The sequence below is a fragment of the Prevotella multiformis genome (genome assembly GCF_018127985.1).
GTDB lineage: Bacteria > Bacteroidota > Bacteroidia > Bacteroidales > Bacteroidaceae > Prevotella > Prevotella multiformis.
Map to the genome: position 1 here is coordinate 1,518,902 of NZ_CP072357.1, position 19,962 is coordinate 1,538,863.

A 19,962-nucleotide genomic window follows, 5' to 3' on the forward strand; every position below is an offset into this window, starting at 1 on the left:
CTTTCGTTCTTTGTCACGGTACGGGATCATATCCGCTGCCTCCCCACGGGTTGCATCTCAGTATGCGCCAGACGGCAAGGGCAAGTCCCTTGAACGGTCCGTGCTTCAGGATAGCCTGCCTGGCATATTCCGAGCAGGTCGGTGTGAAGCGGCAGGACGGCGGCGTGAAGGGAGAGATGAACTGCCGGTAGAACAGTATCGGGAGTATCAACAGCCACGAAAGACCTCGTGAGAGAAGGTGCAGCGGACGGAACCGGCGGCTGCGTGCCTGTCCTTCGCAGGGCGGATGGCTGTTCTTTCTCTGCTCTTCCATCAGACACGTTCTCCTATGCGCTGGAGCAGGCTGCTCACCTGCTGTTCCACGGCGGCGGTGTCGGACAGTTCGTCGGCCAGCCAGATGAAGGCGATCAGAAGCTGCTTCCCGGCCTGTCCGTCCATGTGCCGGATGACGGAGTGCTTGTGCTTGCGGTAGGCTTCACGTATCTGCCGTTTCACCCTGTTGCGCTTCACGGCACGTCTGAAATGCCTTTTCGGCACGCTGACCATCATCTGCACACTCGCTGTCTCCGGGTCACCGTCCGGTGAAGAGGATGCCGGAACGCTGTCGGTAAGCCGGTAGACGGCCTTCAGAGGGAATGCCGTCATGGCATGACTCCCACCCGTGCCGAAGAGCAGGTCTATGCGCTTCTTGCTGCACAGCCGTTCGCTCTTTCTCAGTCTTTCGTCCTGCTTGTCCATTCCTTTCCAGCTTGTAATACCTGTATGCCCTGCGCCTTCTCTCCGTTCCTTTCCGCCTGTCCGGCAGGGAGGGAAGCGGGGGCTTCACAGTTCTTTCCTCTGTTTCTCCAGATAAGAACGCAGTGCCCCTGTCATGGACGGATATTCCTTGGAGGGAGCCTGCAGGTCGAGCTTCAGCCCCTGTGCCTCTACCTCCTTGGCGGTGGCGGGGCCGAAGGCCGCAATCTTGATGTCGCCCTGCTTGAAGTCAGGGATGTTTTCTTTCAGTGCCTTCACACCTGTCGGACTGAAGAAGATGAGCATGTCGTAGTCGAAGTTCTTCACCTCTTCCTCGGTCAGACCGTTGCTGACCGTACGGTACATCACACATTCCTTGTGCTTGAGCCTGCTCGCATCCAGCAGCTTCGACAGTGCATCCGTGTGTACGGAACTCTGCGGTACGAGGTATTTCTCCACCTTGTGCTTCTGCATGGTCGGGATGAGGCTGTCGATCTTTCCTGTATTGCCGAAGAACACCTTGCGCTTCCGGTACTGTACATATTTCTGGATGTAGAGCGCAATGGTCTCGATCACACAGAAATACTTCATGTCCTCGGGGATGGTGATCCGCATTTCCTTGGCAAGATTAAAGTAATTGTCTACGGCATGACGGGAGGTGAATACCACTGCGGTATAGTCCAACAGGTTGACCTTCTGCTGACGGAACTCTTTCGCCGAGAGCCCTTCCACCTTGAAGAAAGGTCTGAAAACCAGTTCCACTCCTAAGTCCGTTGCGATGTCATAGTAAGGCGACTTGTCGCTTGACGGCTTCGGCTGTGAAACCAAGATCTTTTTTATCATCGTGTCCTAAAAGTTTATTACCAAATAGTTATCTGTAATCAGCAAAATGCCCCATAATACCATCAGCGGCATCAATTCGAGCGCACAAAAGTACAAAATTATTTGCAGACCGACACCCTTTCTTTTGAAAAAGATGGAATAGCCCTTATGGAAAGCAAGCATTTTGACGAATAACATGACAATCAGTATACAGACCAGTGCCGCATTCGCCGACAATGAGAAATACACCTGAAGCAGGACTACCGGGAACAGCAGCACCCCTTCGAGTGAGGAAAGGAAGAGCCATGTGTGGTTCCATTGTCCGTTGCTTCTCCTGTCGAAGAACACCCAGTTGACGAACCCATAGGTTAAGTACTTGAGCAGGAAGTAGCCCATGAAGATGCCGCAGAAGCATCCTATCGTCCCGAGGTGGGATGCGCATTCTGGCCGTCCGTTGTTCCCTCCGTGTGCAAAGAAGTAATAGAGGATGCTTGCCAGCAAAGCGGTCTGCGCTATTAGGAACAGCTGGAAGCGCACTTCATAGTCCGTCTCGGTGACCGATTCCTTGCGCCGGCCGATATGGAAGAAACTCCTGATCTGCTTCTCAATGAAGTTGCGTGACACGGAGAATGCCACCATCGCCATGACGAAGCAGCCCAAGAGCAGGACCGTTATCGTGTTGTCATTGCTGACCGTATAGGGGACCGGTACGCCCTCAACTCCGCCGGCGTGTCTGCTTCCGCGTTCTGTCTTGAAGTACTTGCTGCCCTTGAAGTAGCCTTCTTCCGCAAAGTGGATGTCCGTCAGCTGAAAGGTCTTCTGCTTCCGGGGGCACAGCAAGGCCGGCGGAACAGGAGACTGGTCCGCCTTTGTCGCAGAATCGGTCTTCTTCATCTTTCCTGCTGCCGGCTTCAGCAACAGGGAAGAGGGAACGATGGAGTCGGTTGTCGGCATTGTCAATTAAAGTCCGAATGCCTTTCTGATTTCGTCCACGCGGTCGATCTTCTCCCATGTGAAGAGTTCCACGTCCACGGTCTTGGTATCGTGATAACGACTTGAAAAGGTCTTCTTTACAATCTCGTTCTTCCGTCCCATGTGTCCGTATGCCGCTGTCTCCAGATACATCGGCTGCCGGAGCTTCAATGTCTTCTCGATGGCTTTCGGACGGAGGTCGAACAGCTTTTTCACCTGTTCGGCAATCTCGCCGTCGGAGGCTTTCACGTGCGAACGGCCGTAGGTGTTCACGTAGACGCTGACCGGCTCGGCGACACCGATGGCGTATGCCAGCTGTACGAGTATCTCGTCGCTTACGCCGGCAGCCACCATGTTCTTGGCAATATAGCGGCTCGCATAGGCTGCCGAACGGTCCACCTTGCTGGAGTCTTTGCCCGAGAAGGCGCCGCCGCCATGGCCGCCTTTGCCGCCGTAGGTGTCGACGATGATCTTCCGACCCGTCAGACCGGTGTCCCCATGCGGCCCTCCGATGACGAATTTGCCTGTCGGGTTGACGAGGTATTTGATGCCGTCCTTGAACAGCGCCAGCACTTTCTCCGACCTGATCTGCGCCTTTACGCGGGGCATCAGTATTTCGACGACGTCCTTGTGGATTCTGTCCACCATCTCCTTGTCGGCCTTCAGCTGTGCCTCATGCGAACCGTCGGCCGGCTTGATGAAGTCGTCATGCTGTGTCGACACAACGATGGTGTCAATGCGCTGCGGCAGGTTGTCGTCGCTGTATTCTACCGTCACCTGGCTCTTGGCGTCCGGACGGAGGTAGGTCATCACTTTGCCTTCCTTGCGGATGTCGGCCAGCGTGCGCATGATGAGATGGGCCAGGTCGAGGGTGACGGGCATGTAATTGTCGGTCTCGTCGCAGGCATAGCCGAACATCATCCCCTGGTCGCCGGCTCCCTGGTTCTCGGCATCGCCGTTGTCGACGCCCCGGTTGATGTCGTCGCTCTGCTCGTGAATGGCGGAGAGAATGCCGCAGCTGTTGCCGTCGAACTGGTATTCGGCCTTCGTGTAGCCGATGTTGTTGATGGTCTTCCGGGCGATGGTCTGCAGGTCGACGTATTCCTTGGACCTGACCTCTCCCATGATCACGACCTGTCCCGTGGTGTTGAAGGTCTCTATTGCGCACCGGGCCTCTTCGTCGTAGGCCAGGAACTGGTCGAGCAGTGCGTCACTGATCTGATCGGCAACCTTATCCGGGTGTCCCTCAGATACGGATTCCGATGAAAACAAATATGCCATATTTCCTCTGTTTTATTGTTTACTTTTCCGTTTAAGGGTGCAAAGTTACTGCAACTTGCTTGGAAAACAAAATAAAAGGGGGAGATTTATACATTATTATAAATTATAAGAGGTGGCGGGAGACCTCCCCGGCCCTCTCGGAGGAGGATGGAAGGCGGCGGCCGATGGCGCCGGGGACAGACGGAAAAGGCGGTGGCAGGCTTTTGATGAACGCTTGGAAACGTTCGTCATCGCCTGTCACCGCCTGTCTGTTCTGTGGCGGGAACCGTCCTTTACTTACCCGGTGTCATCACCACCTCTGCATGATTGCCGGCAGCAACCAGCTGCTTCAGGTGAGCTGCAAGCCTGGCAGGAGTGAGTGCCTCTACGGCTGCCTTGTAGCCTGTCTGGAGGTCGACACCCGTCCAGATGTACTCGTCGAGGATGTCCATCCAGTGGCCGTTGTTCTTGGCGGAAAGCTCCGCATTCTTCAGCATGAAGTCCTTTACCTTCTGCACCTTGTCGGCATCCATCTTCACCGTGTTGTCCTTCATCCCCTCGGCGAGGAGCTTCAGGGCAAGACCGGACTTGTTCGGGTCCATCGGACAGTAGCCCTGTATGATCGCCACTGCCTTGTCGCCTCGACGCTGCAGACCGCCGCCGGCACTCACGGAGTAAGCGGCGCTGGCATCCTCGCGGATGCTCTTCAGGTAAACCATTGAAAGCACCTGTGCGGCGGCATCTGTCAGGACGGAGTTCTCAACCGTATAGGCCATCGGCGCATGCCACAGTTCAAAGGCGATGGCCTTGGGTGTCTCAGACTTGCGGGTGAACCTGTTTTCGATCTTTCCGGCAGCGAAACCCGGGACATCTTTCCAGTTCTCGGCCTTTCCCTTGGGCAGGGAAGCGATGTACTTCTCGATCAGCGGGCGCAGTGCAGCCTCATCGAAGTTGCCGACGAAGTAGTAGACGAACTGCCCCGGATTGGCATAACGCTCCTTCCAGATCTGGAGAATGCGGTCGTAGTCCACGCCTTTCAGCGTGTTCAGCGTCACCGGTGCGAAGCGTGCCTCGTGCCCGTAGATCGTGCAGGTGACCGAGTCGGAGAAGACGCTCTCCGGCGAGAGGTCCTTGTTCTTCAACGCCAGCTCGAACTGCGACATCATCGACTTGAACGAAGCCTCGTCCTTGGTGACATCCGTGAAGTTGAGATAGAGCAGCTGCATCATCGTCTCCACATCCTTCGGGACACAGGATCCGCCGAGCATCTGATAGTAGTTTGACAGCGTGCACGACATGGAAGCCTGCTTGCCCGAGAGAGCCTTCTGCAGTTCCTGGTGCGAGAAACTGCCCAGTCCGCTGTTGCCCATGACGGCATCGAAGAGCTGCAGGTTGTCGAAGTCGGCCTTGCCATAGAGCCCTTTGCCGCCCTTGGCCACCGCCTGGAACTGGATTTCATTGTCCTTGAAGCCGGTCTTCTTCAGAATGACACGCGCGCCGTTGCTCAGGGTCAGTTCCTTGTAGCCGAGCACCTTGTTCTCTTTCTCGCCGGTAATCTTGCCGGCCTTCGGCAGCCGGGTCTCGTCGAGGAGCGGTTCCTGCTTCACGTTGTCAACGTAAGGTTCGATCTTCTCGTCACGTACGGCCTTGATGGTCTGCGCCATCTGCGCCTCCGTCGGATAGGTCTTGCCGGCCTTCTCCTGTGCGAAGATGAAAGCCACGAAGTTGCTGTCCTTGTCGGAGATGAGCTCCTGGGCATACTTGTTGATGACGTCCACGTTCAGTGCCGGCATATCTATCAGCTGCTTCATGATCTGATACTCGTCCTCCTTGCCCGGGATAGGCTCGTTGGTGAGATAGTGGTCGCGCAGCTCGTCGCCGTACTGTGCATTCTTGATCTTGTTGCGGTTGACGTAGGCGGCCTCGATCCGGGAGAGGTATTCCGCCTTCATGCGGTCGTACTCGCCGGCAGTGAAGCCGTGCCGGCGCACGCGCTGGGCCTCACGGTAGATGGCGGCCAGCGACTCGAGGTCCTTGCCGTCCTTGGCCGATGCCGACATTTCAAAGGCGTCCTTGGTCTTCGAGAGGAAGTAGTCGCCGTCGTCGGCACTGGCACTCGTGAACGGACAGTCAGGTTTCTGCGAGAGTTCCTCCAGCCGCTGGTCGAGCATCATGGTGATGATTTCCTTGGCGTACGAGTCGATGTAATAGTACATATCGCCTTTCTGATCATCAGGGAAAGCATCGTGCTTCATGCAGAAGCCTACCTGGCTGTAAGGCATCTCCTTGTCCTTTCCGAAGACGTAGATGGCTTCCTTGGTGTCAGGCACCTGCTCGTCTACGACCTGTGCCGCGTCGGCCGGAACGGTAGACTTCGCCCAGAGCTTCTTGATTTCGCTTTCGATATGGTCTACATCCACATCGCCGACGACGATGATGCACTGATTGTCGGGACGGTACCACTTCTTATAGTAGTCGCGGAGGTCCTGATAAGGGAAATTGTCGACGATGCTCATCAGGCCGATCGGCATACGGTGTCCGTACTTGGAGTTGGGATAGAACTTCGGCAGTACGTCGTCATAAATCCGCATGATCGGGCTGCGGCGCAGCTGCCATTCCTGGTGGATGACCCCGCGTTCCTTGTCGATTTCCTTGTCGGCAAGCGTCAGGCCGTTCGACCAGTCCTTGAGAATCAGCAGGCAGGAGTCGAGTGCGCTCTGGCGGGACGTCGGCACGTCGCAGACACGGTAGACGGTCTGGTCGATGCTGGTATAGGCATTCAGGTTGCTGCCGAACTCAACGCCGAGCGAACGGGTGAATTCCAGCAGCGTGGAGTCGGGGAAGTGCTCCGACCCGTTGAAGGCCATGTGCTCCAGGAAGTGGGCCAGCCCTCGCTGCTTGTCGTTCTCCTGGATGGAACCGACCCGCTGTGCGATGTAGAAGTTGGCTACATGCTCCGGCCATTCGTTGTGAAGGATGTAATAGGTCAGGCCGTTGCTGAGCTTTCCCTGTCTCACGTTCTTGTTCACGGGAATCGGCCCCATCTGCTGCGCAGACACCATCCCTGTGACAAAAAGCAAGACAGTCAAGAATAAGTGTTTGATTTTCATCTTGAACGTTGTTTTGTAATTGAATATTAGCTATTATGGCGCAAATTTAGATAAAATTCCCGAACTATAAGCCAGTCGGATGAAGAAAATGCTTTTTTCTTTAGCGGGAAGCTACCCGGAAATCCGTTGCTCTTCTCCGTTTTCCTTTATTCCGGATCTTCAGGAATCCGGAGTGATGAGGTTTGTCTCGCGCGTTGATGACTTTGATGAAAGATCACATCTCCGCTTCTCCGGCTTCCGGAAAGTGCAGGGCGGGGGGATGCAGCGGCGGTGCGTCTCCCAGCGGCTGGGAATCCTGTTCCCGACCGGTCGGGAATCCTGTTCCCGGCGGCCGGTACTCCTGTTCCCAACGCCTGGTACTCCTGTTCCCGACCGGCCGGGGACGGTTCGGCCCGTACTCCCCCTTGAAAGGGAGACGTGCTGTGCGGAAACAGCGGAAATGCCCCGGCAGATGGAAGGAAAACACAATGTCAGCCAAATGTCAGGGATTATTTTCGCCGGACGGGCAGTGAAAAGCTATCTTTGCACGCAAAAAACGAAGATGCGAAAGATGATGAGAAAAGTTGTATGTATGGCGATTTTGGCCCTTCTGTCCCTGCCGGTCCCGGCGCAGAAGGAGGGGGAAGCCGGGCAGCAGGCCGGGCAGGTAACGTTGAAGGAGGTCACCGTGGAGGCAGCAAAGGTGATCCGCAAGGTGGACGGACAGCTGGTCGTCCCTTCCGAAGCACAGCGGAAGGCCGCCGCTGACGGGTACAGTCTGCTGGGGAGGGTCGCCCTTCCGCACATCCGGGTCGACGAGACGATGCACACGGTCACGGCCTTGATGAACAACGGGGAGGTGCAGCTGCGGCTGAACGGCGTGCCGGCAGGCAAGGAGGAAATGCTCTCCTTGGATCCGAAACAGGTGAAAAACATCGATTTCATCGATAATCCCGGGGTGCGTTATGGAGAGGGAATCGCTTATGTCATCGACATCCATACGCAGCGGAACACCGGCGGCTATACGGTGGGGGCAGACCTGACGCATACGCTCACGGCACGGAACAGCGATGACAGGGTCTATGCCAAGTTCAACCGCAGGAACTCGGAACTGTCTTTCTCCTACGGCTTCTCTTATCAGGATTTCCGTGGAGAGCGGAGCTCCGAGGCGGCGGACTACCTGCTGGCCGACGGCAGCCACCACTTCGTTTCCCGGGAGCAGACGGCAGGAAGGAACCGCACGCTGGGAAATATGTTCCAGGTGAAATACTGTCTTGCCGACTCTTCCACGTATGTCTTCCAGGCGACGTTGTCCGGCGACGGCAGCAACAGCCCCGGCAGCTTCGCCGACTTCCTGCTGCGGGACGGAGCCGTGACCGGGACTTTCCGGAAGGCCGCCGTGGAGAGCAGTTTCTCCCCGGCATTGGACCTCTACTTCTTCCATCAGCTCGGGAAGCACCAGAGTGTCACGGTGGACATCGTGGGGGCCGGCATCTATACCGACAGGCGGACGCAGAATGACGAGGGCGGACACTACGCCTACCGGGCCGACGGACGGAGCTGGACGGTGCGCAGTGAAGCCGTCTATGAGAACCGGCTGAAGCCTTTCACCCTCTCGGCAGGAGTGCAGCACATGGCGAAGTACACCCGGAACGATTACGAAGGGGACGTGTCGGCGCTGAACAGAATCCACCTCGGGGAACTGTATTTCTTCTCCGAGGTGAAGGGGCGGTGGAAACGGATGAGCTGTTCGGCGGGTGCCGGCGTGGCGGACAAGACCTATTCGCAGGCGGCCTTCCGGTACGACTACTGGACGTTCCGCCCGAAACTGACGCTGGGCTTCGAGGTGGCGAAGGGGCTGGACGTGCGCTATACCTTCCAGACCTATCGCCGGGTATCGTCCTATGCCATGGTGAGCAAGGCACGCATCCGGAACAACAGCAGGGAGTGGACGGTCGGCAATCCCGACCTGAAGCCCTCGCGCGTCATCCAGCACCTGGTGGAAGTCAGTTACTGCCGTCCGCGCCTGACGAATAACGTCTATATGGAGTACCGGAACAACCAGAACTGCAACATGGGGGTCTATGAACGGACGGTGGCCGGACAGTTCCTTTATTCGCAGCAGAACGCCGGAAGCATACGGATGTTCTACGTCCAGGACTACCTCAGGTATGACCTCATCCCCGAGCATCTGTCCCTGACCCTGGCCGGAGGAATCAACCGTTTCTTCAATGTCAGCAGTCTTTACCGTCATTACCTTACATCCTATACCTGTGGCGGCAACGTGCAGGTCTATCTCGGCCGCTGGACCCTGGCCGGCTTTGCGGACAACGGCTGGAAATTCGTAGAGGGGGAACAGCTGGGGCATGACAGTCCGGCCGTCTATTTCACCGCCGGTTATCGGCTGGGAAACTGCACCGTCTCGCTTTACCTGCAGCATCCCTTCCAGCAGCATCCCAGGATGTATCGCTCACAGGTGCTGAATGAATATCTGCACAAGGAGATCTCCCAGCGCAGCAGGGATCTGGGCAATATGCTGACCATCAGCTTCAACTGGCGGCTCTCGAGAGGGAAGACGTATAAGGAAATCAGGAAGACGATCCAGCAGAAGGAAGACCGGCAGACGGGGATCATGTAGCGGGCCGCGGCACGGTATGCAGCTGCCGGTTCTTTGCCGGGCGGTTTGCCCGGCAGCTCCTGTCCGTTCATTTCTCCCTGTACGGAAAGAGGCAGACCCGTCGGGCCTGCCTCTTATCTGTTGCAGTCAGTCTGCGAATTTAAGCGTTTACCGCATCAGCCAGCTCTGCACCGGCCTTGAACTTGGCAACCTTCTTGGCAGCGATCTGGATTTTCTCCTTTGTTGCCGGGTTGATGCCCTCATGAGCAGGACGCTCGTTGACAGCGAATGTGCCGAAGCCTACCAGCTGTACCTTGTCACCAGCCACGAGTGCGCCCTTGATGGCCTCTGTCGTTGCGTCCAATGCTTTCTTTGCGTCAGCCTTGCTCAGCCCGGCACTCGCTGCGATCTTCTCGATTAACTCTGTCTTGTTCATAATTTTGATTTATTTGTTGATTAATTTATGAATGATATTCAGGATTATGCTGCAAATATAGCGGTTTACTTTTATAAAACAAATAAAATCTAATGAAAAGTGTAGATTTTTACAAATTTAAGCCTTTATCTCCCCTGTTCCATGCTTGATGACAGGAGAATTTCGTAATTTTGCAGTGTTTTAATGAGAAAGTCGTAAAGATATAGAAAACAGTAAATGCGAAACATACCTGTAGTAACGAAGAATCTTCTTGTCATCAACGTGCTGGTGTTCATCGCCACGTACGTCCTGAGCGGGTCGAACATCGACTTGAACGAGCTCCTCGGCCTGCATTTCTTCCTGGCTTCCGACTTTCATGTCTGGCAGTTGGTTTCCTATATGTTCATGCACGGAGGCTTCACGCATATCCTGATGAACATGTTCATGCTGTGGATGTTCGGCATGGTCGTGGAGAATGTCTGGGGGCCGAGGAAGTTCCTTTTCTATTATCTGGTCTGCGGCATCGGGGCCGGTCTGTGCCAGGAGCTGGCACAGTATGCGGCGTATGTCGTGGAGGGACTGGCGCAGTACGACTCCGTGAGGATGGGCGGGAGCATCGTCCCCATGTCGGTCTATCTGAACATGATGACGACGGTCGGGGCTTCGGGTGCCATCTATGCGGTGCTCCTGGCGTTCGGCATGCTGTTCCCGGAGGAGCGTATGTTCATCATCCCCATCCCCATCCCCATCAAGGCGAAGTGGATCGTCATGGGATCCGTGGCCGTGGAGCTGTTCTCGGCGATCGGGACAAGCAACGACGGTGTGGCACATCTGGCGCACCTGGGCGGCATGCTCTTCGGGTTCCTGCTGATCCGGTACTGGAAGAAACATCCGTATTCCGGCTACGGCGACTTCGGCATGAACAGGGGACAGCAGTTCTTCGACCGCATGAAGCATACGTGGGAACAGCGGTCGGGACACCGTGCCGACGGCTATGACAGGCAGAGCCGCAGCGGCTGGGCAGGTACGTCCCAGGGCAATACGGCCGGCAGCGACAGCGACTGGGACTACAACGCACGCAGGAAGCGGGAGCAGGAGGAGGTGGACCGCATCCTCGACAAAATACGCAAGAGCGGGTATGACAGCCTGTCGAAAGAGGAAAAACAGAAACTGTTTGACAGTAGCAGGAAGTAGCAGACGGGACTGCTTGCCGGAACAGGACATACAGCTCCGACCAGCTTGGGCTGTCCTTAGTCTGTCTGTCCGGTCTGGGAAGCGTCCCCGGTACAGAGATCATGAGATAAAGACGAAATGTACAGGACGATCAAGAAAATTACGTTCAGGCTGCTTGTTGCCGGCAACGGCATCGTGGTGCTGTTGATGCTGCTTGTCGGCAATGTCGACCGGCTCAATCCTGTCGACCACCCGCTGCTGGCCAATCTGGGGCTGGGCTTCCCGATACTCCTTGCGTTCAACCTCGGCTTTCTCGTGCTGTGGTGTTTCGTCAGGCTGCGTACGGTCTGGCTGCCGCTGCTGGGCTTTCTCCTCTGTTACGGCCCTGTCCGGAACTATTCGCCGTTCAATCTGCCCGAAGACAAGCCGCACGGCTCCATCAAGGTGCTGTCCTACAACGTCTTCATGTTTTCTACCTGGAGTGAGCCGGGCGGAGAGCAGAACCCGATCGTAGATTACATCCTGAAGAGCAAGGCCGATATTGTCTGCCTGCAGGAAGCGCAGGCGGACGTGGAAGGCACGGATCGCATCTATCCCGCACTGAAGAAGCATTATCCTTATTTCAGGCTGATGGTGAAGAAAAAGCCCGGCGCCGACCACATGGTACTGCTCAGCAGGTATCCTGTGCTCTGGCAGGACAGCATCCCTTACGGCTCGGGCAGCAACCAGAGTGTCGCTTATCTGGTGGACATCAAAGGGACGAAGACGCTCGTCGTCAACAACCATTTCGAGAGCAACGGACTGAGTACCGGCGACAAGGAGAACTTCAAGACGCTGGTGAAGGGAGACATGGACACCCATGATGCCAGGAACGAATCGTTCCATCTGCTCAGAAAGCTGGGCGAGGTCTCCGCAAGACGTGCGCCGCAGGCAGTGGCCGTGGCGCGTTATGTCAGGAAATACCTCGACCGGAAGGTGCCGGTCATCCTCTGCGGCGACTTCAACGACAGTCCGCTGAGCTACACCCACCGGACGATTGCCCGGGAACTGACCGACTGCTACGTAGCCAGCGGCAACGGTCCCGGAATCAGCTATCACCGGAGCGGGATGTACTTCCGCATCGACCACATCTTCTGCTCTGACGACTTCGAACCGTATGGCGCAAAGGTGGACGACAGCGCGGAGACTTCCGACCACTACCCTGTCTGTTGCTGGCTCAAATACCGTCCGAAACCTTAAAATGCACACATTTATAAGGTATAAATTTCCCAAAGTGTGAAAAAATGCTTATCTTTGCACGTCTATCAAGTGTAGCGGAACAATAATTAAAAACAACCATAATAAAATGCAGAACAAAGGATTAGTAATTTGCGTAGCCGTCCTCCTGACGCTCGCAAGTATCTTCTACCTGTCTTTCTCGGTGGCGACAAGCTACTATGACAGTCAGGCAGCAAAGATCAAGGACCCTATTGCGCAGCAGGATTACAAGGATTCTGTCAAGTATCTGGGTATCTACTCTTACCAGAAGTGCCTTGAGACACAGATCGGGCTCGGTCTTGACCTGAAGGGCGGTATGAATGTCGTACTTGAAATTTCCGTGCCCGACGTCGTCGACGTGCTGGCCGACCACAAGCAGGATGCTGCTTACCAGAAGGCGATGGCGGAGGCCAGACAGGAAGAGATGACCAGCCAGAAGGACTTCATTACGCTTTTCATTGATGCTTACCACAAGGTGGCGCCGGGCCATTCGCTCGCCGAGGTCTTCGCCACGCAGCAGCTCAAGGGAAAGGTCAGCACGCAGAGTTCTGACAGCGAGGTGGAGAAGGCACTCCGCGAGGAAGTCGCTTCAGCCATCGACAACTCCTACAATGTCGTTACCAACCGTATCGACCAGTACGGTGTCGTCCAGCCGAATATCCAGAAGCTTGAAGGGCAGGAAGGCCGTCTGATGGTGGAGATGCCGGGCATCCGCGAGCCGGAACGTATGCGCAAGCTCCTGCAGGGTTCTGCCAACCTTGAGTTCTGGGAGACTTACAACAACCAGGAGGTTACACCTTATCTCGCACAGCTCGACCAGCGCCTTGCCAACGGCGATACCAAGGCCGATACCGTTGCCGCAGACTCAACCCGGAAAGCACAGGCTAACCCGGCTGCAACGCCGAAGTTCGCCCTCAAGGCCGACAAGGGTGCCGCTGCCGGTGAGGATGTCCAGACGGCTGCACTGAAGAAGATGCACCCGCTGCTCTCCATGTTGCAGACTATTCCGGGCGATGCGCTCAGCCTCGTCGGTTATGCCAGCGTACGTGACACGGCCGCCATCAACAAGCTGATTCACAGTCCGCTTGCCAAGCAGGTACTGCCAAGCGACCTGAAACTTCTATGGGGAGCCAAGCCGGCAGACGGTCTGAACAAGAAGAACGTATATGAGCTTTATGCGCTGAAGATAACCACTGCCGACGGCCGCGCACCGATGGAAGGTGATGTCGTGACAGATGCCAAAGACCAGTTCGACCAGTTCGGCCGTCCTGAGGTCAGCATGACGATGAACTCCGAGGGTGCCCGTGAGTGGGCTGCCCTGACAAAGGCGAACGTGGGCAAGGCGATAGCCATCGTGCTTGACGGCGTTGTCTACTCAGCTCCCCGTGTCAACGGTGAGATTGATGGCGGGCAGTCGTCCATCACGGGCAACTTCACCATCGAGGATACCAAGGACCTGGCCAACACGCTGAAGTCGGGTCGTATGCCGGCTCCGGCAAAGATTGTCCAGGAGGAGGTCGTAGGTCCTACGCTCGGTGCCCAGTCTATCCAGCAGGGTCTTGTGTCATTCGCCATCGCTTTTGTATTGCTGATGATCTACATGATTGTCATGTACAATGTCATCCCGGGCATGATGGCCAACCTGGCGCTGATCGCCAACCTCTTCTTCACGCTGGGCGTGCTTGCCTCCTTCCAGTCGGCATTGACCATGCCGGGTATCGCCGGTATCGTGCTGACCCTGGGTACGGCAGTGGATGCCAACGTGCTTATCTACGAGCGAATCAAGGAGGAGCTGCGGCTCGGAAAGGGAATGAAACAGGCATTGCATGAAGGCTACGGCAATGCGTTCTCGGCCATCTTCGACTCCAACCTCACCTCGCTCATCACGGGTGTCATCCTCCTCGTGACCGGTACAGGTCCTATCCGCGGTTTCGCCACGACATGGATCATCGGCATCATCATCTCGTTCTTCACGGCGGTCTTCCTGACCCGTCTTGTCTTCGAGAGCCGTATCAACAGCGACAAATGGCTGAACCAGACGTTTACGACGGCCGTCTCCAAGAATTTCATGCAGAACAAGAAATTCCACTTCCTCAGCATGTACAGGCGGAGTTTCACCGTATGGGGTGTCGCCATCGTCATCTGTGTCGTCAGCTTCGTTGTCCGTGGCCTGAGCCGCAGCATCGACTTCACCGGCGGCCGCAACTATGTTGTCACGCTGAACAAGCCTACACAGGTCGAGGAGGTGCGCAAGGTGATGAACGGCGCATTCGTCAACACCGTCGGCGAGAATGCCGGCAAACCGGCGAACACCAACGTCATCGCTCTGGGTACGGACGGCAAGACGGTGCGCATTTCGACGAACTACAACATCGAGTCGAACGATCCGCTTGAGGACGACAAGGCGGAGACCATCCTCTACAGCGCCTTGAAGAAGGGCGGTTTCGTCAGTCAGACAAGCGTTGCCAACTTCAAGAACCCTGACATCCGTGAGGGCGGTTCCATCATCCAGAGTGCGAAGGTAGGGCCTTCCATCGCCAAGAACATCACGTACAATGCGTTCATGAGTGTCCTGCTGGCCATCTTCTTCATCTTCCTGTACATCCTGCTGCGCTTCCGCAATATCGGTTTCTCCGTCGGTTCGATCGTCGGCCTGATCCTCGATACGACCATCGTCATCGGATTCTTCTCGCTGTGCTATGGCTGGATAGGATTCTCACTCGAGATCGACCAGACCTTCATCGGTGCCATCCTGACGGTGATCGGTTACGATATCAACGATACGGTGGTTGTCTACGACCGTATCCGTGAGAACCTCCGCAAGCACAAGCACAATCTTTTGAAGGCCGACATCCAGAAAATCTTCAACGACTCCATCAACGAGACGCTCTCGCGCACCATCAATACGTCCGTCTCTACGCTGATCGTGCTCGTGTCGATCTTCATCCTCGGCGGTGACAGTATCCGCAGCTTCGCCTTTGCGATGATCATCGGTATCATCATCGGTACGTTGAGCTCCATCTTCATCGCTTCACCGGTTGCCTACCTCGTATTGGGCAAGAAGATCGAGAAGCGTTCGCATGAGTTGGAGGCGGCATCCGCAGAGGCGTAGCCCGGAGGTCGTCAGAACAGATATTCATACCTTATTATATATATAAAGCAGCCCGCTGCCGTCACAGGCAGCGGGCTGCTTGCGTTTTCTTGTGTCGTTCCGGCCTCTGCTCCGGAAAGGAATCCTGCCCGTTCCGCCGGATGAACCGATCGGATGCGGTTCATCCGGCTGATGACTGGCAGTGTGTCGCCGGCAGACCGCAAGGGTATCTATTCTCAATGCGCATGGTGTTCACCGAAAGCTGTGGATGGGTATAGCAGACACCTGATCAGACCATCAGCTTTCTGAACCGTCAGGATGTTAAAAAGACTGTTTATAAGAATGTCTGAACAAAAAAGTCTGGAAAAGAGGTGTCGGTTTCAATAAAAAAGTATAAATTTGCAACTGAATTGACAAATTGGTATTATGCGAGCTTCCTCTTCACAAGAGGAAACCGGCCACTAAAGGGATTTTCCCTATATGCAGTCAGGAGGGACTGATGGATAGTAGGTCTCTGCTGAAAACAACATTTTCATGTAAGGGGCTGCACGTGAGGTGCAGCCTAATTATATTCCTGAGGGTATCTCCGTCGTGAGACAGGGGTGCTCTTACCTTAGAGAGAGTTGTTTAATGTTGAATCATAATAAGTGTTTTTTTAATGAAAATGAGAAGAATTTATGTGTTAGGCATTATGCTCATGACCATCATCATGGCGTATGCCGGTCCGACTAAAGAGATGAGAGGCGACACGCTTGTCATCACGGTGAATGCCAACGGCGACCTCGCCCCCGGTAATTTCACCCCAGAGAATAAAGCCGTCAAGCATGTGAAGCTGGTCACTGCCGCCGGTGTGAAGATTTCGCAGACTGACTGGACGAACTTCTTCGGTGTGGGCAATAATTCCGCCCCGATTTTCTCAAAGGTTACAGACTTGAACCTGGCATTGGCAGACTTTGCTAATGATGACATACTTAAAACCCTTGGGCAGAACTCAAGGTTCCTGAACGGTGGCAATCCACTTGGCGAACTTGTCCTACCGGAGAGTATCAAAGAGACCAAGTTCTCGTTTAACGATAATTTTAGCAAGTGGACAAGCGTGGTATTCCCAAATGCTACCAAGGATGCAAATAAGGGGACTACGGTGATTACTGCAACTGTCTTTACCCGTACAGAGTGGATTAAGAAGTTGACCATTGGTACGAGTGTAAAATCTATAGGTGGTAAAGCATTTGACGGATGTAAAAATCTCACAATGGTAGATTTCCAATATGGAGTGAAGAAGATTGATACTCATGCTTTCTGGGGCTGTACAGGACTGACCAGCATCATTCTTCCCGAAAGTCTCGAAGAGATTGGCCTGGGTGCTTTCGAGTTCTGTAAGAACCTCAGAACCGTACGCCTTCCGAACTCGCTGAAGACCATCAAGAAGGAAGCCTTTGAGGGGACTGGACTGAAGACGGTTGTCATCCCTGAAAGTGTAGAGCGCATTGAACGTCAGGCTTTTGGCGGGACAGGATCTCCGCTGGCGGATGTGTATGTACTGGGCTGCAATACAAAGGCGGAGAACCATGCGTTTGATCCAGTCCAATACACTTATGACTATGAACTTAAGAACAAAGACAATATACAAAATGGTGCTACGGTTAAATTGGCCGATTTTACGACTAAAACCGGTCATTATACCGTACTGCACTATCCGAAAGAGGCCTATGAAAATTATGTCAATAAATATATTCAGGTAATCGGCACAGAGGAATACAAGAATTATCCTTCTTATCGTAAAGACGACAACAAATGGGTCTTTGATAAAGATGGGAACAAGTATCCCAAAATACATTCTGATTACTTTCATCATTCCACTGGCGACTATGCCGGCTGGAACGAGTTCATGCTCACTGCCAAGCTGAAGGATACGCACAGGGACGAGCGTCTTGTCGAGGGCAAGTGGTATTCCGTCTGCTTCCCGTTCAGTCTGACGGAAGAGCAGATCAAGAATGCCTTTGGCGATGCTACGGAGGTATGCGAGTTCAGCGGTGTGAAGAGCGACAACGACCCGCATATCACCGGCAAGAAATACATTACCTTGCAGTTCAAGACCGAGGTGAAGGACATGAAGGCACACCATCCCTACATGATTCACCTGGGCCTTCACCATGCCGAGTACAGCATTATCGTAGGTGTAACCAAAGATACTGACACGGACAACGACAAGTTTGCCAAGAAGCTGAAGGCACAGAGCGTAAGCCACGAAGGGGACGGCGTGAAGTACACCTTTATCGGCAGCTACACTGAAGGAGCCAAAGTGCCGATGTACAGCTACTATTATTACTCCGGCAACAATCCGAAGTGGGAGAATGCCTTCTACAAGGCTATGCGCACAGACGTCATATTCACCCCGCAGACCGCAGTCGTAGAACTCAGCAGAGACAATGGCGTGTCGGGAGCTGCCAGGCAGGCGTTCTATACACGGAGCATCGATACCGATCCGACAGGCATCAGCACGCTTCCTGCCACCGATACCTCGAAGTCGGACCGTACTTTTGCCGGCCGCAACAACGTCTACAGTGTCTACGGACAGATTGTCCGGTGCGGTACGACAAACCTCGAGGGACTGCCGGCCGGTCTGTATATCGTGAATGGTAAGAAATATATTGTAAAATAAAGGAGAATGAAAACTATGACCGCAAAGAAAAAAACATATTACCGTCCTTGCATCGTCGTTACCCCTATAGAGATAGAGTTGCTGCTTACCGTTGCATCTGAAAAGGACAAGTACGACATCGGTTCAGACCATTCCAAATGGCCGAACAAGGGAGATGTACACGATGACACCGGCGACGGCCCGGGTGTCTCCGGTGCCAAGGGGCACCACTTTGATGGGTTCTGGGACGATTAAGGACGACCTCCCTCCTCTCCGTGTGGTGAGGAGGGAGGTTTTGTTTACCTCTTCGGGTTCTTCTGTTGAATACATGGATGGGAAATGATAAATTACATCTGCGCCATCCGCTTTTCCCTTTCTTCTCTTTTTTCCTGCTTCTTCTCTCTTCCCAGTGTTCCTTTCTCTGCACATCGGTGCTGATTTCTCCTCTGTGTCCTTTCCCCCTCCGTGTGAGACAAATCCCCTGCCCCTGTCCGGCTTTTTCCTTTCCTGTTTCTTCCTCCCGCCGGCAAACCGGATACATGAACCCGCACGGGAACAGGACTCCCAGGCGTTGGGAACAGGATTCCCAGGCGTTGGGAACAGGATTCCCAAGCGTTGGGAACAGGATTCCCGGGTGTTGGGAACAACCGTCCCGGTATTCAGGGGCATTTGTGCAATGTAGTCTGCTGTTTTTGGTCAGAGTGCTTTCCGTTTTACTTTCAAACTTGGTTGACCTTGATATGTTCTGTATAAAGTCCCGCCTCTGCAAGGAGCAGTATGTTTGCTTGTTCAAGCCGCGGTGGTCCAGTGTGACTTCTCCTCTGTGTCCTCTCTCCCTCCGTATGAGGCGCCCTCCTTGACGGAAGCCGCAGAAAGGCAGAGAGCGTTGCCCACTTTCATAGTACCGGTATGCTGGCGTGAACGTTTTGGAACAGGGCCGTACAAGCCGTCGGAAAGTCAGGAGCGAGGTCTGCGAGCCGCTGTAATCATACGATTTGTGCCTTTTTATTTTGCGGTTCATGCGCTTTGCCGTACCTTTGCAGTCCAATCAAGATCCACATAATGAGTAAGAAACATATACTTCTTATCAATGACATGGCGGGATACGGCAAGGTGGCGACGGCTGCCATGCTTCCCATCCTGTCCTATCAGGGGCATCCGGTGTACAATCTTCCGACGGCACTGGTCTCGAACACGCTCGATTACGGCAAGTTCAATATACTGGAGACGACGGATTACATCAAAGGGGTCTTCCCCGTCTGGAAGGAGCTGGGCTTCCGTTTCGATGCCGTCGCCACGGGGTTCATCGCCTCCGAGCGGCAGGCGAAGCTGGTGTCAGGCTACTGCCGTGAACAGGCTGCACGGGGTACGACCATCTTTGTCGACCCGATCATGGGCGATGAGGGGAAGCTCTACAACGGTGTGACACCTGCCACCGTCAACTCCATGCGTGAGATGATCGGCGTTGCCGACCTCATCTTCCCGAACTATACCGAGGCCTGTTACCTCACCGGCAGTACGTACAACGAGGACGGCATCGGTCTTGACGATGCGGAGAACCTGCTCGACAGGCTGCGTGGCATCGGCACAAAGTCGGCGCTGATCACTTCGGTTCTCATCGACGGTACTCCCTCCGTGGCAGGTTACAACCACAGGACCGGTCAGTATTTCTCGCTGCCTTACACAGAGATTCCTGTTCATTTCCCGGGTACAGGCGACATCTTCTCCGCCATCCTCATCGGCCATCTCCTTGACGGGGGACAGCTGGAGGCAAGCACGCAGAAGGCGATGGACGGTGTCTACCGGCTGATCGATCTCAACAAGGACAACAAGGACAAGAACAGGGGAATTCCTTTGGAAAAATATCTTGGGATATTGTAATACGAGGAG

At 54.7% G+C, this 19,962-nt stretch carries 14 protein-coding genes; 7 read left to right on the forward strand and 7 right to left on the reverse strand.

The features are described 5' to 3' along the window. Nucleotides 1–13: 13 nt before the first annotated feature. From yidD to J4864_RS06020, 6 genes are all read right to left on the reverse strand, one after another. Nucleotides 14–313, reverse strand: a complete 300-nt coding sequence (gene yidD / locus J4864_RS05995) for a membrane protein insertion efficiency factor YidD (RefSeq protein ID WP_211814078.1) — start codon at nucleotides 311–313, stop codon at nucleotides 14–16. Continuing rightward, nucleotides 313–738, reverse strand: a complete 426-nt coding sequence (gene rnpA / locus J4864_RS06000) for a ribonuclease P protein component (protein WP_211814079.1) — start codon at nucleotides 736–738, stop codon at nucleotides 313–315. Before rnpA ends, yidD begins: the two co-directional genes overlap by 1 nt. 84 nt (nucleotides 739–822) lie before the next feature. Continuing rightward, the gene (locus tag J4864_RS06005) at nucleotides 823–1,578 is read right to left on the reverse strand and encodes a uroporphyrinogen-III synthase (RefSeq protein ID WP_007367908.1); all 756 of its coding nucleotides are present in this window, start codon (nucleotides 1,576–1,578) and stop codon (nucleotides 823–825) included. A gap of 6 nt (nucleotides 1,579–1,584) precedes the next feature. Further along, on the reverse strand, nucleotides 1,585–2,511 hold the full coding sequence (locus J4864_RS06010) for a DUF4271 domain-containing protein (protein WP_211814080.1): 927 nt from the start codon (nucleotides 2,509–2,511) through the stop codon (nucleotides 1,585–1,587). 6 nt (nucleotides 2,512–2,517) lie between these two features. Then, nucleotides 2,518–3,810 carry a methionine adenosyltransferase gene (metK, locus tag J4864_RS06015; protein ID WP_211814081.1) on the reverse strand — a complete coding sequence of 431 codons (1,293 nt, stop codon included), beginning with the start codon at nucleotides 3,808–3,810 and terminating at the stop codon, nucleotides 2,518–2,520. Nucleotides 3,811–4,082: 272 nt separating this feature from the next. Then, nucleotides 4,083–6,899, reverse strand: coding sequence for a M16 family metallopeptidase (locus J4864_RS06020; protein WP_211814082.1), 2,817 nt, complete (start codon nucleotides 6,897–6,899; stop codon nucleotides 4,083–4,085). A gap of 553 nt (nucleotides 6,900–7,452) precedes the next feature. On the opposite strand from J4864_RS06020, the gene J4864_RS06025 reads away from it, so the two are divergent. After that, the gene (locus J4864_RS06025; protein ID WP_211814632.1) at nucleotides 7,453–9,516 is read left to right on the forward strand and encodes an outer membrane beta-barrel protein; all 2,064 of its coding nucleotides are present in this window, start codon (nucleotides 7,453–7,455) and stop codon (nucleotides 9,514–9,516) included. Between the two features lie 139 nt (nucleotides 9,517–9,655). Here J4864_RS06025 and J4864_RS06030 read toward each other — a convergent pair whose 3' ends face one another. Further along, nucleotides 9,656–9,931 carry an HU family DNA-binding protein gene (locus tag J4864_RS06030; protein ID WP_007367914.1) on the reverse strand — a complete coding sequence of 92 codons (276 nt, stop codon included), beginning with the start codon at nucleotides 9,929–9,931 and terminating at the stop codon, nucleotides 9,656–9,658. A 216-nt stretch (nucleotides 9,932–10,147) separates the two neighbouring features. Here J4864_RS06030 and J4864_RS06035 point away from each other — a divergent pair, with 216 nt between their 5' ends. The 6 genes from J4864_RS06035 (at nucleotide 10,148) to J4864_RS06060 (ending at nucleotide 19,953) form a co-directional block, all read left to right on the forward strand. After that, nucleotides 10,148–11,104: a rhomboid family intramembrane serine protease gene (locus tag J4864_RS06035; protein ID WP_211814083.1), complete on the forward strand. Its 957-nt coding sequence runs from the start codon at nucleotides 10,148–10,150 to the stop codon at nucleotides 11,102–11,104. Nucleotides 11,105–11,221: 117 nt separating this feature from the next. Then, nucleotides 11,222–12,322, forward strand: coding sequence for an endonuclease/exonuclease/phosphatase family protein (locus J4864_RS06040; protein ID WP_211814084.1), 1,101 nt, complete (start codon nucleotides 11,222–11,224; stop codon nucleotides 12,320–12,322). A gap of 106 nt (nucleotides 12,323–12,428) precedes the next feature. Continuing rightward, nucleotides 12,429–15,452, forward strand: a complete 3,024-nt coding sequence (secDF, locus tag J4864_RS06045; RefSeq protein ID WP_211814085.1) for a protein translocase subunit SecDF — start codon at nucleotides 12,429–12,431, stop codon at nucleotides 15,450–15,452. A gap of 643 nt (nucleotides 15,453–16,095) precedes the next feature. Beyond that, a complete protein-coding gene (locus tag J4864_RS06050; protein WP_246479388.1) occupies nucleotides 16,096–18,093 on the forward strand; it encodes a leucine-rich repeat domain-containing protein in 1,998 nt (665 codons plus the stop codon). A 6-nt stretch (nucleotides 18,094–18,099) separates the two neighbouring features. After that, complete coding sequence (locus tag J4864_RS06055) at nucleotides 18,100–18,327, forward strand: hypothetical protein (RefSeq protein ID WP_040554656.1); 228 nt, start codon at nucleotides 18,100–18,102, stop codon at nucleotides 18,325–18,327. Nucleotides 18,328–19,134: 807 nt separating this feature from the next. Further along, nucleotides 19,135–19,953, forward strand: a complete 819-nt coding sequence (locus J4864_RS06060) for a PfkB family carbohydrate kinase (RefSeq protein ID WP_211814087.1) — start codon at nucleotides 19,135–19,137, stop codon at nucleotides 19,951–19,953. Nucleotides 19,954–19,962 lie beyond the last annotated feature (9 nt).

Excerpts from the sequence above, each read along its gene's own strand:
- J4864_RS06025 (WP_211814632.1), top strand. The coding sequence starts at position 7,453 with ATGAGAAAAGTTGTATGTATGGCGATTTTGGCCCTTCTGTCCCTGCCG.
- J4864_RS06030 (WP_007367914.1), bottom strand. The coding sequence starts at position 9,931 with ATGAACAAGACAGAGTTAATCGAGAAGATCGCAGCGAGTGCCGGGCTG.
- J4864_RS06005 (WP_007367908.1), bottom strand. The coding sequence starts at position 1,578 with ATGATAAAAAAGATCTTGGTTTCACAGCCGAAGCCGTCAAGCGACAAG.
- J4864_RS06035 (WP_211814083.1), top strand. The coding sequence starts at position 10,148 with ATGCGAAACATACCTGTAGTAACGAAGAATCTTCTTGTCATCAACGTG.
- J4864_RS06050 (WP_246479388.1), top strand. The coding sequence starts at position 16,096 with ATGAGAAGAATTTATGTGTTAGGCATTATGCTCATGACCATCATCATG.
- yidD (WP_211814078.1), bottom strand. The coding sequence starts at position 313 with ATGGAAGAGCAGAGAAAGAACAGCCATCCGCCCTGCGAAGGACAGGCA.
- J4864_RS06040 (WP_211814084.1), top strand. The coding sequence starts at position 11,222 with ATGTACAGGACGATCAAGAAAATTACGTTCAGGCTGCTTGTTGCCGGC.
- metK (WP_211814081.1), bottom strand. The coding sequence starts at position 3,810 with ATGGCATATTTGTTTTCATCGGAATCCGTATCTGAGGGACACCCGGAT.
- rnpA (WP_211814079.1), bottom strand. The coding sequence starts at position 738 with ATGGACAAGCAGGACGAAAGACTGAGAAAGAGCGAACGGCTGTGCAGC.
- J4864_RS06020 (WP_211814082.1), bottom strand. The coding sequence starts at position 6,899 with ATGAAAATCAAACACTTATTCTTGACTGTCTTGCTTTTTGTCACAGGG.
- secDF (WP_211814085.1), top strand. The coding sequence starts at position 12,429 with ATGCAGAACAAAGGATTAGTAATTTGCGTAGCCGTCCTCCTGACGCTC.
- J4864_RS06010 (WP_211814080.1), bottom strand. The coding sequence starts at position 2,511 with ATGCCGACAACCGACTCCATCGTTCCCTCTTCCCTGTTGCTGAAGCCG.
- J4864_RS06060 (WP_211814087.1), top strand. The coding sequence starts at position 19,135 with ATGAGTAAGAAACATATACTTCTTATCAATGACATGGCGGGATACGGC.
- J4864_RS06055 (WP_040554656.1), top strand. The coding sequence starts at position 18,100 with ATGAAAACTATGACCGCAAAGAAAAAAACATATTACCGTCCTTGCATC.